Here is a 15,609-nt window from a genome sequence, read left to right on the forward strand (position 1 = left end):
TCAAAGGAGTGAGAGGCGGCGGTGCCGGGAATCGGTCGAACGGACCAGTCCCCGCCGAACGGGGACCGGATGCGCGGCGGCAGGCCTCAGTTGACCGCGCGGGCCCGGTCCTGCCAGTACGGCTCGCGCAGGTCGCGCTTGAGGATCTTGCCGGCGCCGGAGAGCGGCATGGCGTCGCGAAACTCGACGGTCTTCGGGCACTTGTAGCCGGCGATGAACTCGCGGCAATGGGCGCGCAGTTCGGTCTCGTCGGCGCTGCAGCCAGGCTTCAGGGTGACCACCGCGTGCACCGCCTCGCCCCAGGTTTCGTGGGGAATGCCGATCACCGCGCACATCGCCACCGCCGGGTGGCGGGCCAGGGCGTTCTCCACCTCCGCCGAGTACACGTTCTCGCCGCCGCTGACGATCATGTCCTTCACCCGGTCGACGATGAACAGGTAGCCGTCCGCATCGACGTAGCCGGCGTCGCCGGTATGCAGCCAGCCATCGCGCAGCGCCCTGGCGGTTTCTTCCGGCTTGTTCCAGTAGCCCTGCATCACGGTCGGGCCCATGCAGGTCACCTCGCCCACCGTGCCGCGCGGCACCTCGTTGCCGTCGGCGTCGACGATGCGCATGGCGAGCCCGGTCAGCGCCCGGCCGGCGGAGCGGTACAGGCCGCTGGCGCGCGCTTCGGGGCCGTGGTTTTCCGGCGGGTTGATGGTGATCACCGGCGAATTCTCGGTGAGTCCGTAGGTGTGGTAGAACTTCGCGCCCGGCAGCACTTCCAGGGCGTGCTCCAGCACCGCGGCGTTGATCGGCGAGGCGCCATAGGCGATGCGCTTCAGGCTGGAGAGGTCGAATTCGCGGAAGCGCGGATGCGCCAGCAGCGCCTGCAGCATGGTCGGCACCAGCATGATCTCCGCCACCTTCTCGCGCTCGATGGTTTCCAGCACCTCGGTCGGCTCGAAGAACGGCACGTAGGCATTCGGCTCGCCCTGGATCACCCGTGCCGCGACCCGCGACAGGCCGGCGGTGTGGAACAGCGGGGCGACGTTCAGGCAGACGGTGTCGCGCAGCGGCTCCAGGTCGGCCATGCGCATCAGCGCGCTGGTCCACAGGTTGCGGTGCGACAGCATCACGCCCTTGGGCAGGCCGGTGGTGCCGCCGGTATAGAGGATCACCGCGAGGTCCTCGCCGCCGCGCCGGCAGTCTTCCACCGGCTGCGAATCGGCGATCAGTGCCTCGAACGAGTGCATGCCCGCCGGCGCCGGGCCGTCGCCGGCGTGGATCAGGACCGGTTTGCGGCGGGCGCCGGCGACGATCGCCTCCACCAGCGGCAGGTGGGCGTCGTCCACGATCAGCAGGCCGGTGTCGCAGTCGTCCAGCGAATAGACGATCTCCGCCGCGCTCCAGCGGATGTTCACCGGGTTGAGCACCGCGCCGGCCCACCAGCCGGCCAGCATGTATTCCTGGAAACGGTCCGAGTTCAACGCCAGCATCGCGATGCGGTCGCCTGGCTGCACGCCGAGTCCGCGCAGGCCGGCGGCCAGCCGGGCCACCCGCTCGCCGAGCTCCCTGTAGGTGCGATGACGGCCGCGGAAGATGGTGGCGATCTTGTCCGGCGTCATGAGGACGGAGGTGTGCAGGCCTTGCGTAAGATGCATGAAGCGAACCCTCTTGTTGTTCTGTTTTCGGATGACCACCCGGGCATCCTAGGGTCGGCTGGCGGCGGCGGGCATAGATCAAAGGAACCATAAGCGCATCGCCAGCATTTCCCGCCGCGCCAGCGCGGGGAAGTCCCTGCGATCGATGTGCCTTTCGCTACCGCTCATCCGGAAACGCCTCTCCCGCGGAAGAACTTTTCAGCGCCATCGCAGCGCCGACTGGCGTCCGGAATTTCCGCAAATGCCAATCATCCTGTAATCCATTGGCCATTACAGGCGAGGCGCCATCCTGTGCATTTCACGATTGCAAGTTGCACTGAAACGCACCGGACCAAGTCTTTCGAGTGGTGATCCGATCAATTTTCAGACAAATATTTTCGGGAACTTTTCGGCATCCTGCAATTTGCACAGGGAATACGAAGCGGGAGATTTGCCATCATTCCGAGATCAATGGATGGCAACTGGATAGCCTTGTGAAACTTTCGTTCGGGATGAGCGGCAGGAACTATCCGTGAATTTGAAAAATCCTATCTGCGCAACGTCCCTGATATTCAACAGGGCTTGATCCCTGCCGTTCCGCAACTGCTGCAGAACGCCTCGGAGGTATTGCCAACTTCAACCGATTCAATGAGTTAGCGATTAGCAACTGATTATCGAACCAAACTGGAGCACCTCAGTCCGACATATGCACCATCAACGACATCGAACTGAAACATAACGGGGCAATGCTCATGAAGTTTGCCCGAATATTGTGCTCTGAAGTCTAGCAGTACTTCTCATACCTGCCAGGAGGAAGTTCGGAGACATTTGTTTCCGCAATATTCCTACGCATGAAAAACGGCTCTTCGGCCAACTTTGAATCACTCGATAATTGCAGAGGTGAATGCGATGCGTATCAGCATCTTTGGGCTCGGCTATGTCGGCGCTGTATGTGCCGGTTGCCTGTCTGCGCGTGGTCATGAAGTTATCGGCGTGGATGTTTCCACCACCAAGATCGACCTGATCAACCAGGGCAAGTCCCCCATCGTCGAACCGGGCCTGGAAGAACTCCTGCAACAGGGCATCCGCAGCGGCCGCCTGTCCGGCACCACCGACTTCCGCAAGGCGGTGATGGACAGCGACGTGTCGTTCATCTGCGTCGGCACGCCGAGCAAGAAGAACGGCGACCTCGACCTCGGCTACATCGAGACGGTATGCCGCGAGATCGGCTACGCCATCCGCGAGAAGGCCGGCCGCCACACCGTGGTGGTACGCAGCACGGTGCTGCCGGGCACGGTGCAGAACGTGGTCATCCCGCTGATCGAGGACTGCTCCGGGAAGAAGGCCGGCGCTGACTTCGGCGTCGGCACCAACCCGGAATTCCTCCGCGAAAGCACCGCGATCAAGGACTACGACTTCCCGCCCATGACCGTGATCGGCGAGCTGGACAGCCAGACCGGCGACCTGCTGGAAGAGATCTACCGCGAACTAGACGCACCGATCATCCGCAAGTCGGTCGAGGTCGCCGAGATGATCAAGTACACCTGCAACGTCTGGCACGCGGCCAAGGTCACCTTCGCCAACGAGATCGGCAACATCGCCAAGGCGGTGGGCGTCGACGGCCGCGAGGTGATGGACGTGATCTGCCAGGACAGCAAGCTGAACCTGTCACGCTACTACATGAAGCCCGGCTTCGCCTTCGGCGGCTCCTGCCTGCCCAAGGACGTGCGCGCCCTCACCTACCGCGCCAGCCAGCTCGACGTCGAGCACCCGATGCTCGGTTCGCTGATGCGCAGCAACTCCAACCAGGTGCAGAAAGCCTTCGACATCATCGCCAGCCACGGCACCCGCAAGGTCGGCCTGCTCGGCCTGTCGTTCAAGGCCGGCACCGACGACCTGCGCGAAAGCCCGCTGGTGGAACTGGCCGAGATGCTGATCGGCAAGGGCTACGAGCTGCGCATCTTCGACCGCAACGTCGAGTACGCCCGCGTCCACGGGGCGAACAAGGAATACATCGAGTCGAAGATCCCGCACATCTCCTCGCTGCTGGTCTCCGACCTCGACGAAGTGGTGCGCGCCTCCGACGTGCTGGTGCTGGGCAACGGCGACGAGCTGTTCGTCGACATCGTGAACAAGGCGCCGGCGGGCAAGAAGGTGGTCGACCTGATCGGCTTCATGCCGAGCGTCACGGACGAGCGCGCCGAAGGCATCTGCTGGTAAGCGCCACGCGCCCCTGTAGGAGCGGGCCATGCCCGCGAAGAACGAACGCTCCGGCGGTCGCGGGCATGGCCCGCTCCTACAACACCCCTGCCCAACGTGACGGTTCTGATGATGGACACATACAAGCGAATCCTCGGCGAAGCCAGCGGCTGGCTGGCAATGATCGGCGGGCTGATGCTGCTGGCCCTGCTGGTGCCGCCGTCGGTCTTCGATGCCGAATCCCGGGACTTCCTCCTGCTGATCGGCGCGGTCGGCATCTGGCGCTATTCCATGGGCGGCCTGCATTTCCTGCGCGGGATGCTGTTCCTCCACGTGGTCTACCCGCACTACCGCCGCCGGCTGCGCAAGCTCGGCAGCGCGGCGGATCCGTCCCATGTGTTCCTGATGGTCACCAGCTTCCGCATCGACGCCCTGACCACCTCCATGGTCTACCGCTCGGTGATCCAGGAAGCCATCGACTGCGGCCTGCCCACCACCGTGGTGTGCTCCATCGTCGAGCTGTCCGACGAGGTGCTGATCAAGCAGCAGTGGCAGAAGCTCAACCCGCCGGAGCACGTGAAGCTCGACTTCGTGCGCATCCCCGGCACCGGCAAGCGCGACGGCCTGGCCCACGGTTTCCGCGCCATCTCCCGGCACCTGCCGGACGAACATGCGGTGGTCGCGGTGATCGACGGCGACACCGTGCTGGAGCAGGGCGTGGTGAGGAAGACCGTGCCCTGGTTCAGGCTCTTCCCCAACGTCGGCGGCCTCACCACCAACGAATTCTGCGAAGTGCGCGGCGGCTACATCATGAGCGAGTGGCACAAGCTGCGCTTCGCCCAGCGCCACATCAACATGTGCTCGATGGCCCTGTCCAAGCGCGTGCTGACCATGACCGGACGCATGTCGGTGTTCCGCGCCCAGGTCGTCACCGATCCCGACTTCATCGCCGACGTCGAGAGCGACCACCTCGACCACTGGCGCCTCGGCCGCTTCCAGTTCCTCACCGGCGACGACAAGTCCAGCTGGTACAGCCTGATGCGCCTGGGCTACGACACCTTCTACGTGCCCGACGCGGCGATCAATACCGTCGAGCACCCGCCGGAGAAGAGCTTCCTCAAGGCCAGCCGCAAGCTGATGTTCCGCTGGTACGGCAACAACCTGCGGCAGAACGCCCGCGCCCTCGCCCTCGGCCCGCAGCGCCTGGGCTGGTTCACCAGCGTGGTGCTGTTCGACCAGCGCGTGTCGATGTGGACCTGCCTGCTCGGCCTGACCGCCGCGCTCATCGCCAGCATCAAGTACAGCATCGCCTACCTGCTGGTGTACCTGCTGTGGATCGGCCTCACCCGCCTGGTGCTGACGCTGCTGCTGTCGCTGTCCGGCCACCACATCGGACCGGCCTACCCGCTGATCCTCTATTACAACCAGATCGTCGGTGCCCTGGTGAAGATCTACGTGTTCTTCCGCCTCGACCAGCAGTCGTGGACCCGCCAGAACACCAAGCTCGACCGTGGCCTGGCCAGCTTCCAGCGCTGGTTCAACACCTGGTCGTCGCGCGCCATGACCTTCTCCGCTGCCAGTGTGTTCGTCGCCGTGCTGCTGACGATCGTGTGAATCCGCCCCGAACAGGACAACGCCACTGCCGCCCGTGCGGCCGAGCCAGATGACAGGAAACGAAGCCCATGAATACCGCCGTCAACGTCAACGTCGTGCATGAATCCGAAGCCCAGCGCCAGCACGCACGGGTCAAGCTGCCCGCGCGCATCCGCTACATCGGCGCCAACCGCGAGGGGGTCGACGCGCGCCTGCTGGACATCTCCGCCGGCGGCTTCGCCTTCACCGCCAGCGCCGCGCCGGTGCAGGTCGGCGACCTGTACAAGGGGCGCCTGCTGTTCCAGATCGACAGCATCGCCTTCTCCCTGGAGGTGGAATTCCAGGTGCGCAACTTCGACCCGGCCAGCCGACGCACCGGCTGCGAGTTCCAGAACCTCAAGCCGCGCGAGGTCGCCGCGCTGCGCTACCTGATCACCTCCTTCCTCGCCGGCGAGGTCATCAGCTTCGGCGACATGCTCGCCACCCTGCAGCGCGAGAACTTCACCAAGGCCCGCAAGCACGGCGCCGCCGGCGGCGGCATGGGCTTCTTCGGCCGGGTCCGCGCGGTGACCCTGAGCACGGCGATCTTCGTGGTCGGCGTCGGCGCCTTCGGCTTCATCCTCAACCAGCTGTACAACCTGTACTTCGTCACCCGCGCCGACTCCGCGGTGGTCAGCGTCGCCAGCCAGCAGATCACCATGCCCCGCGAAGGCACAGTGGAAAGCCTGGTGCAGGCCAACGCCGAAGTCGCCAAGGGCGCGCCCATCGCCACCTTCTCCGCCAACCTGCTGGACCTGCTCAAGGGCAACCTGAACGACGACCAGCTCAACCCCGGCAACATCGAGAAGCTGTTCGGCCGCACCCTCAAGGGCACCCTCACCAGCCCCTGCGACTGCCGCGTGGTCGAGCAGCGCGTGGCCGACGGCCAGTTCGCCAACAAGGGCGAGGTGATCTTCACCCTCGCCCCGCGCGACAGCACCGCCGCCATCGAGGCGCGCTTCCCCTACCGCGAATCCGCCGACCTCGCGCCGGGCACCGCGGTGAACTTCCAGGTCGCCGGCGACAGCGAGGTACGCAGCGGCCGGATCATCCGCACCGCCCCGGTGGACGGCGACCTGGCCTCGGAAGTCCGCGTGCAGATCCAGCCCGACCAGCCGCTGGACAGCCAGTTCGCCGGGCGCCCGGCCGAAGTCAGCATCGGCGGCCTGCCGGGCCGCACCCTGCTGAACAAGGCGATGGCCCTGGCCACCGCGCGTTGAGAGGTACGCCGAGATGAACTTCCCCGTCGAACGACTGGCCCTGGCAATGGCGATCGCCGTCGCCGCAGGCTGTGCCGGGCTGCCCGACGAACGCCTGGCCCGCGAGGCCATGGAGCGCGGCGACGTCACCACCGCCCAGGCCAACTACCAGGCCCTGGCCGCCATGGGCTACGCCGACTCGCAGATCGGCCTGGCGGAAATCCAGGCGGCCAACGGCGACGGCGCCGCCCAGGCCCGCGCCGAAAAGCTCTACCGCGAAGCCGCCGAGACCTCGCCCCGCGCCCGCGCGCGCCTCGGCAAGTGGCTGGCGGCCAAGCCCGGCGCCAGCGACGCCGAGCATCGCGAGGCCGAACAGCTGCTGAGCCGCGCCTTCGAGGAAGGCGAGGACAGCGCGCTGGTGCCGCTGATCGTGCTCTACCTGCAGTACCCGCAGGCCTGGCCGGAGGTGAACCCGCAGCAGCGCATCGACCAGTGGCGCGCCCGCGGCCTGCCGCAGGCCGACCTGGCGCAGATCGTCCTCTACCGCACCCAGGGCACCTACGCGCAGCACCTCGGCGAGATCGAGCAGGTCTGCCAGCGCTGGCTGACGCGCATGGACGTGTGCTGGATGGAGCTGGCCACCGTCTACCGGATGCAGGGCAACGCGGATAAGCAGAAGGCCCACGTCGAGGCGCTCAAGGCTGGCTGGAAGGCCGGCAAGGTATCGCCCGAGCGGGTCGAGTCGGTGGCCCTGGTGCTGGCCGACGCCGACCTCGGCAACGCCGATCCGCAGGCCGCGCAGGCGCTGCTCACGGAACTCGCGCCGCAATACCCGGCGGCCTGGGTCGACCTCGCCAGATTGCAGTACGACAACCCCGACCTCGGCGACCTGGAGCAGATGCTCGACTACCTGAAGAAGGGCCAGGAAGCCGCCCAGCCGCGCGCCGACCTGCTGCTCGGACGGCTGAACTACGACGGCAAGTGGATGCCGCAGGACCCGCAGAAGGCCGAGCAGCACCTGCTCAAGGCCGCAACCAGCGAGCCGCAGGCGCACTACTACCTCGGGCAGATCTACCGCCGCGGCTTCCTTGGCCAGGTCTACCCGCAGAAGGCCGTCGACCACCTGCTCATCGCCGCCCGCGCCGGCCAGGCCAGCGCCGACCTGGCCCTGGCGCAGCTCTTCTCCCAGGGCCGCGGCATCCGCCCGGACCCGGTCAACGCCTGGGTCTTCGGCCAGCTCGCCCAGCGCCAGCAGGTGCCGGCGGCCAGCGACCTGCTGACCCAGCTCGAACCCCAGCTGCAATCCGCCCAGCGCGCCCAGGCGGCGCAACTGCTCAAGCGTGAGGAGCAGGCGCGCGGCAGCAACTGGCAGGCCAGCGTCGGCCTGCTGCAGAACAGCCAGGAACAGACATCCCTATGAAGCGTATCGAACCGATGACCCCGCTTTTCCAACCGCGCGAACTGGCCCGTGCCGTGCGCCGCGCCCGCCTGCTGCCGGCCATGCTCGGCGCCGGCCTGAGCCTCGCCGGCACCCTGCTGGCCAACTCCGCCTGGGCGGTCGAGGAACCGCCGAAGAACTTCGGCATCGACATCAAGATCACCGCCGAATCCGAGGACGACCGCGACCTCGGCACCGCCCCCGAAGGCGACGTCAACGGTCTCGCCCTCGACCTGCGGCCCTGGGCCTTCGGCCAGTGGGGCGACTGGAGCGCCTACACCATGGGCCAGGCGGTGGCGGCCACCGACACCATCCAGACCGATACCCTGCAGGAAGACGAAAGCGGCAACCGCAACGACGCCCGCGAGCGCGACGACAGCTATCTCGCCCTGCGCGAATTCTGGGTCGACTACGCCGGCCTCACCGCCTACCCCGGCGAGCACCTGCGCTTCGGCCGCCAGCGCCTGCGCGAGGAAAGCGGCCTGTGGCAGGACACCAACATCGAGGCGCTGAACTGGAGCTTCGACACCACCCTGCTGCGCGCCCATCTCGGCGCCGCCCAGCGCTTCTCCGAGTACCGCACCGACCTCGACGACCTGGCGCCGCAGGACGAGGACCGCACCCACGTGTTCGGCGACATCTCCACCCAGTGGATGCCGCACCACTGGGTCGGCATGCGCATCCACCACTCCGACGACAGCGGCAACCTGAACGACCCGGGCGAGGTGGTCGACGAGCTGGACAAGACCTCCACCGGCAAGCTCACCTGGCTCGGCATCGAGGCCAACGGCGACGGCTACGACTACCGCTCGCAGATGCCGCTGAACTACTGGGCCAGCGCCACCTGGCTGACCGGCGACCGCGACCGCCTGACCAGCGCCGTGGTCAACGGCGACCGCATCGCCACCGGCAAGCAGAGCGGCGACGTGGACGCCTGGGGCGTCGACCTCGGCCTGCGCTGGAACATCGACGAGCAGTGGAAGGTCGGCGGCGGCTATGCCCGCGGCAGCGGCGGCGGCGATGACGGCGAGGAGCAGTTCCAGCAGACCGGCCTGGAGAGCAACCGCTCCAGCTTCACCGGCACCCGCTCCCGCGTGCACCGCTTCGGCGAAGCCTTCCGCGGCGAACTCTCCAACCTCCAGGACGCCACCCTGTTCGGCTCCTGGCAGCTGCGCGACGACTACGACGCCAGCCTCGTGTACCACAAGTTCTGGCGCGTCGACGGCGACTCGGACATCGGCAACAGCGGCATCACCGCACCGCTGGTGAACGACGACAAGGACATCGGCCAGGAAGTCGACCTGGTGGTGACCAAGTACTTCAAGCAGGGCCTGCTGCCGGCCTCCATGAGCCAGGCGATCGACGAACCCTCGGCGCTGGTGCGCTTCCGCGGCGGCCTGTTCAAGCCGGGCGACGCCTACGGCAGCGGGGTCGACTCGACCATGCACCACGCCTTCGTCGACGTGATCTGGCGCTACTGAGGATGGCCGGGATGGGTTGTTCACTGGATTTCCGCAGTTCATTGGATCCCCGCGTTCGCGGGGATGACGGAGTGGTTGCGGGCCGCGAGGCATTGCCCGGCTTCCGTCTCCCCCGCGAACGCGGGGGCCCAGTGGACAGCCCCCGCCGCCCGCAAGGAGACAAGGCCATGAAGCATCCGAGCCCTATCCAGCGACCGCTGGCCGCCGCCCTCCTCGGCACGCTCCTGCTCGCCGCCCCGCTCACCTGGGCCGCCGAGAAGCAACCCGACCAGCCCGGCCGTACCCAGACCCTGAAGGAGTCCGGCAACTACACCGTCACCACCGCTCCGGTGGAGCCGCTGCACCTGGAGCCGCCGAAGCTCCCTGATCTCTCCGGCTACACCGCCGAAGCCGTGGAGAAGAAGATCGACCGCAGCAAGCCAGGCAAGGCCGTGGTGCAGCGCATGGTGCAGCAGCAGCCGCTGAAGGAATTCACCGGCGGGCAGAACCGCCTGTCCGAGTGGGTGAAGCGCCAGCGGCAGATGCCCCAGGCGATCTTCATCGAAGGCGGCTACGTCAACCTCGCCCAGCTCGCCGGCAAGCTGCCGAAGGCAGTGCTGGAGCAGGTCGAGCCGGGCGTGTTCGTCGCGCGCCGGCCGATCGTGGTCAGCCAGGGCGCGACCCTGGAAATCGACGCCAAGGTCAAGGAACTGCGCCTGTCCCAGGATCGCGGCGCGTTCATGGTCAACGACGGCAAGCTGTTCGTCCGCGACACCAGGATCACCGCCTGGAACGAGGCGAAGAAGGAGCCGGCCTGGTACCGCACGCCCAACGAATTCCGCCCGTTCCTGATTTCCTGGGGCGGCGCCGAGGCCTACCTGGTGAACAGCACCTTCACCAGCTTCGGCTACAACTCGTCGAAGGCCTACGGCATCTCCATCTCGCAGTACAGCCCGGGCATGGACAAGATCATGAAGCGCCCGCGGCCGAAGGGCTGGGTGATCGGTTCCACCTTCATCGACGCCTGGTACGGCTTCTACTGCTACGAGGCCGACGACCTGGTGGTGAAGGGCAACACCTATCGCGACAACATCGTCTACGGCATCGACCCGCACGACCGCTCGCACCGCCTGATCATCGCCGGGAACGAGGTCCACGGGACGAAGAAGAAGCACGGCATCATCGTTTCCCGCGAGGTGAACGACAGCTGGATCTTCAACAACAAGACCTACGACAACAAGCTGTCCGGCATCGTCCTGGACCGTAACTCGGAAGGCAACCTGGTCGCCTACAACGAGGTGTACCGCAACCATTCCGACGGCATCACCCTCTACGAATCCGGCGACAACCTGATCTACGCCAACCAGGTGCTGGGCAACCACCGCCACGGCATCCGCGTGCGCAACAGCGTGAACATCCGCCTGTACGAGAACGTCGCCGCCGGCAACCAGCTGATCGGCATCTACGGCCACATCAAGGACCTCTCCAACACCGACCGCGACATCGACCTCGACCCCTTCGACACCAAGGTTTCGCTGATCGTGGTCGGCGGCAAGCTGATCGGCAACGGCTCCGGCCCGCTCTCGGTGGATTCGCCGCTGTCCCTCGAACTCTACAAGGTGGCGATGCTCGCCCCGACCAAATCCTCCGGCATCAGCCTGCCCGGCATCCTCGGCGAAAAGCAGGACGAGATCCTCGACCTGCTGGTGCGCCAGGAACGCGCGGTTCTGATCGACCCCGTGGAAAGCCAGGCCGAACTCCAGGACTGAGGACCCAGACGCATGAAGACTCGCACCATCACCCTCTCCGGCCTCGCCGCCGCCCTGCTGCTGGCCCATGGCGGCGCCAGTGCCGACCAGGCGCCGAGCTACCGCGCGCTGCCCGCCGGCGGCCTCTGCGCCACGGCCGCCGACGACCGCGCCTACAACACCAAGTACCTGGGTTTCTTCACTCATCTCGTGCCGGCCCAGGAAGACTGGCTGTTCCGTACCACCTACGACCTGCGCACCGACTTCGGCACCACGCCGGAAGGCTGGCGCAACCTCAAGGCGCTGCGCGACGGGCTCAAGCGCAAGGGCATCGAGCTGGTGGTGGTCTACCAGCCGACCCGCGGGCTGGTGAACCGCGAGAAGCTCAACCCGCAGGAGAAGGCCAGCTTCGACTACGAGCTGGCGAAGAAGAACTACCTGGCGACCATCGCCCGGTTCCGCAAGGCCGGCATCTGGACGCCGGACTTCTCGCCGCTGTTCGACGAGCAGGAGGAACACGCCTACTACTTCAAGGGCGACCACCACTGGACGCCCTACGGCGCCGAGCGCAGCGCCAGGATCGTCGCCGAGACGCTGAAGGAGATTCCCGCCTACGCCGACATCCCGAAGAAGGAGTTCGAGAGCAAGCGCGTCGGCCTGCTGTCCAAGCTCGGCACCCTGCACAAGGCCGCCGCGCAGCTCTGCGGAACCAGCTACGCGCCGCAGTACGTCGACCGCTTCGAGACCGAGCCGGTCGGCGCCAGCGACGGCGGCGACCTGTTCGGCGACGGCGGCGATCCGCAGGTCGCCCTGGTGGGCACCTCCAACAGCGGCCCGGCCTACAACTTCCCCGGCTTCCTCGAGCAGTACGGCAAGGTCGACATCCTCAACAACGCGGTGTCCGGCGGCGGCTTCGACAGCTCGCTGCTGGCCTACATGAGCAGCGAGCAGTTCCACAAGAAGCCGCCGAAGATCCTCATCTGGGAATTCGCCACCCACTACGACCTCGCCCTGAAGAGCTTCTACCGCCAGGCCCTGCCGCTGGTGGGCAACGGCTGCACCGACGGCAAGCCGGCGCTGGCCCGCACGGTGAAGCTGCACCCGGGGCGCAACGAGGTGCTGCTCAACAGCGGCGCGCTGCCGATCCGCTCGGGCTCCTACGTCGCCGACGTCACCTTCAGCGACCCGTCGATCCACGAGTTCAAGAACACCATCTGGTACATGAACGGCCGCCGCGAGGAGCTCAAGCTCGACCAGTCGGCGGCGGTGGATACCGGTGGCCGCTACGTGTTCTCCCTGCGCAAGGACGAGGACTGGGCGAACCAGCAATTCCTTTCACTGGAAATCGAGGCCCCGGCGCAGATGCCGGCGGGCCTGCAGGTCGAGGCCAAGCTGTGCCAGGCGCCAGGCGCCGGGGCTGAAGTGGCCAAGAGGTAACTATCGATGATCAGCAAACCCCATCTGCCCAGGTTCCTTTGCGGCGTCCTCTCGGTCGCCGTCATCGGCGTGCTCTACGCGCAGAGCAGCCAGGCCGCCGACCTGCTGCCGCCACCCGGCTACTTCGCCGCGGTCCCGGAACAGAAGGCCGGCTCCGGCAAATGCCCGACCGCGCCCCGGCCGTACACCGGCAAGCTGGTCTTCACCAGCAAGTACGAGGGCTCGGACTCCTCGCGGGCGAAGCTGAATGCCGCCGCGGAAAAGAAGTTCCGCAAGCAGATCGCCGAGATCACCGATATGGAACGCGGCACCGCCAAGCTGATCACCCAGTACATGCGCCATGGGCGCAAGGCGGACCTGGACTGCGCCGTCGACTGGCTGTCGCGCTGGGCGCAGGCCGACGCGCTGGAGAGCACCGAGTTCAACCACACCGGCAAGTCCATGCGCAAATGGGCGCTGGGCAGCCTGTCGTCGTCCTGGATGCGCCTCAAGTTCTCCAGCAGCCGCCCGCTGGCCGCCTATCCGCAGCAGGCGCGCGTGATCGAGAAGTGGTTCAGCAAGCTCGGCAGCCAGGTGGTGCGCGACTGGAGCAACCTGCCGCTGAAGAAGATCAACAACCACTCCTACTGGGCCGCCTGGTCGGTGATGTCCACCGCCGTGGTGACCAACCGCCGCGACCTGTTCGACTGGTCGGTGAAGGAATTCAAGGTCGCCGCCAACCAGGTCGACGCCAACGGCTTCCTGCCCAACGAGCTGAAGCGCAACCAGCGCGCGCTGGCCTATCACAACTACTCGCTGCCGCCGCTGACCATGATCGCCGCCTTCGCCAAGGCCAACGGCGTCGACCTGCGCCGCGAGAACGGCGGCGCCCTCGAGCGCCTGGCCGAACGGGTGATCAAGGGCGTCGACGACCAGTCGCTGTTCGAGAACAAGACCGGCAGGAAACAGAACATGAGCGACCTGAAGGACGACAGCAAGTTCGCCTGGCTGGAGCCGTACTGCGCGCTCTACCAGTGCACGGCGAAGGCCCGCGGCTGGAAGGAGGACAAGGGCCCGTTCAACACCTACCGCCTCGGCGGCGAGGTGAGCCGGGTGTTCAACGGCAAGGCGCGAAACAACGGCGGATAACCGAGGCACGAACCAACGTAGGGCGCATGACCGTTCGCGGTCATCCGCCATCGCGGCACCACGAAACATCGGCGGATAACGCCTGGGGCGTTATGCGCCCTACGGCCGGAACCTAGATCCAAACCCGACCCATGCACCAGACACGGGCGGGCGCACCAATCGCTTTTGCAACACCGGGGAGGAACTGGCGGATCGCACCGACCGTTCCTTGCGAACGGCGCTCGATCTGAACGATTGAAGCTCCAGAGAGAGACGTGGAATGGTCTTTTCCTCCAACGTGTTCCTGTTCCTGTTCCTGCCGATATTCCTCGGCCTGTACTACCTGAGCGGGAACCGCTACCGGAATCTTTTGCTGCTGGTAGCCAGCTACATCTTCTACGCCTGGTGGCGCGTGGACTTCCTGCTGCTGTTCGCCGGGGTCACGCTGTTCAACTACTGGATCGGCCTGCGCATCGGCGCGGCCGGCGTGCGCACCCTGGCCGCGAAACGCTGGCTGATCCTCGGCGTGGCGGTCGATCTCTGCGTGCTCGGCTACTTCAAGTACGCCAACTTCGGCGTCGACAGCCTCAACGAGATCATCACCTCGTTCGGCATGCAGCCCTTCGTGCTGACCCACATCCTGCTGCCGATCGGCATCTCCTTCTACACCTTCGAATCGATCAGCTACATCATCGACGTCTACCGCGGCGACACCCCGGCGACGCGCAACCTGATCGACTTCGCGGCGTTCGTGGCGATCTTCCCGCACCTGATCGCCGGCCCGGTGCTGCGCTTCCGCGACCTGGTGGACCAGTTCAACCACCGCACCCACACCGTCGACAAGTTCGCCGAAGGCTGCACCCGCTTCATGCAGGGCTTCGTCAAGAAGGTGTTCATCGCCGACACCCTGGCGGCGGTGGCCGACCACTGCTTCGCCCTGCAGAACCCCACGACGGGCGACGCCTGGCTCGGCGCGCTGGCCTACACCGCGCAGCTCTACTTCGACTTCTCCGGCTACAGCGACATGGCCATCGGCCTCGGCCTGATGATGGGCTTCCGCTTCCTGGAGAACTTCAACCAGCCCTACATCAGCCAGTCGATCACCGAGTTCTGGCGGCGCTGGCACATCAGCCTGTCCAACTGGCTGCGCGACTACCTGTACATCAGCCTCGGCGGCAACCGCGGCGGCGAGCTGAAGACCTACCGCAACCTGTTCCTCACCATGCTGCTCGGCGGCCTGTGGCACGGCGCCAACTTCACCTACGTGATCTGGGGCGCCTGGCACGGCGCGATCCTCGCCATCGAACGCCTGCTCGGCGTCAAGGCCGCGCCGCGGGTGTTCAACCCGCTGAAATGGGCGCTGACCTTCCTGCTGGTGGTGATCGGCTGGGTCATCTTCCGCGCCGAGAACCTGCACGTGGCCTGGCGCATGTACGAGGCGATGTTCAGCTTCGGCGACTGGCGCCTCTCCGAACTCAACCGCGCCAGCCTCACCGGCCTGCAGGTCGGCACCCTGGTGGTCGCCTACCTGGTGCTGGCGGTGTTCGGTCTGCGCCAGTTCTACCGCCACCCGCTGGACCAGAAGGCCAACAAGACCGAGGCCATCGAGCCGACGGCGGTCGTCGCCAGCAGCGGCGGCGCCCTCGCGGTGATGCCGGAGCTGGCCATGCGCGCCGCCCTGCTGCTGCTGTTCGCCGCCTCGGTGCTGAAGCTCTCCGCGCAGAGCTACTCGCCCTTCCTCTACTTCCAGTTCTGAGCGAGGCCGCA

At 66.3% G+C, this 15,609-nt stretch carries 10 protein-coding genes; 9 read left to right on the top strand and 1 reads right to left on the bottom strand.

Features of this window, described 5'->3' with window-relative positions; genetic code table 11:
• Positions 1-86: 86 nt before the first annotated feature.
• Positions 87-1,643, bottom strand: coding sequence for a long-chain-fatty-acid--CoA ligase (locus BLR75_RS13905; RefSeq protein ID WP_084309537.1), 1,557 nt, complete (start codon positions 1,641-1,643; stop codon positions 87-89).
• A gap of 888 nt (positions 1,644-2,531) precedes the next feature.
• Here BLR75_RS13905 and algD point away from each other — a divergent pair.
• From algD to BLR75_RS13955, 9 genes are all read left to right on the top strand, one after another.
• Entirely contained in the window at positions 2,532-3,842 is a 1,311-nt protein-coding gene (algD, locus tag BLR75_RS13910) for a GDP-mannose 6-dehydrogenase (RefSeq protein ID WP_084309536.1), read from the top strand.
• Positions 3,843-3,950: 108 nt separating this feature from the next.
• The gene (gene alg8 / locus BLR75_RS13915) at positions 3,951-5,435 is read left to right on the top strand and encodes a mannuronan synthase (protein WP_090416075.1); all 1,485 of its coding nucleotides are present in this window, start codon (positions 3,951-3,953) and stop codon (positions 5,433-5,435) included.
• Positions 5,436-5,503: 68 nt separating this feature from the next.
• Positions 5,504-6,673: an alginate biosynthesis protein Alg44 gene (locus BLR75_RS13925; protein WP_084309535.1), complete on the top strand. Its 1,170-nt coding sequence runs from the start codon at positions 5,504-5,506 to the stop codon at positions 6,671-6,673.
• A gap of 13 nt (positions 6,674-6,686) precedes the next feature.
• Entirely contained in the window at positions 6,687-8,072 is a 1,386-nt protein-coding gene (gene algK / locus BLR75_RS13930; RefSeq protein ID WP_084309534.1) for an alginate biosynthesis TPR repeat lipoprotein AlgK, read from the top strand.
• 80 nt (positions 8,073-8,152) lie between these two features.
• A complete protein-coding gene (locus BLR75_RS13935; RefSeq protein WP_090416078.1) occupies positions 8,153-9,571 on the top strand; it encodes an alginate export family protein in 1,419 nt (472 codons plus the stop codon).
• Positions 9,572-9,738: 167 nt separating this feature from the next.
• Positions 9,739-11,319, top strand: coding sequence for a mannuronan 5-epimerase AlgG (algG, locus tag BLR75_RS13940; RefSeq protein ID WP_084309532.1), 1,581 nt, complete (start codon positions 9,739-9,741; stop codon positions 11,317-11,319).
• Between the two features lie 12 nt (positions 11,320-11,331).
• Entirely contained in the window at positions 11,332-12,735 is a 1,404-nt protein-coding gene (locus BLR75_RS13945; protein ID WP_084309531.1) for an alginate O-acetyltransferase, read from the top strand.
• A 9-nt stretch (positions 12,736-12,744) separates the two neighbouring features.
• Positions 12,745-13,863, top strand: a complete 1,119-nt coding sequence (locus BLR75_RS13950) for a mannuronate-specific alginate lyase (RefSeq protein WP_217633610.1) — start codon at positions 12,745-12,747, stop codon at positions 13,861-13,863.
• 259 nt (positions 13,864-14,122) lie between these two features.
• The gene (locus BLR75_RS13955) at positions 14,123-15,598 is read left to right on the top strand and encodes an MBOAT family O-acyltransferase (protein WP_084309529.1); all 1,476 of its coding nucleotides are present in this window, start codon (positions 14,123-14,125) and stop codon (positions 15,596-15,598) included.
• Positions 15,599-15,609 lie beyond the last annotated feature (11 nt).

This window comes from Pseudomonas jinjuensis (assembly GCF_900103845.1).
GTDB classification, from domain to species: Bacteria; Pseudomonadota; Gammaproteobacteria; order Pseudomonadales; family Pseudomonadaceae; genus Pseudomonas; species Pseudomonas jinjuensis.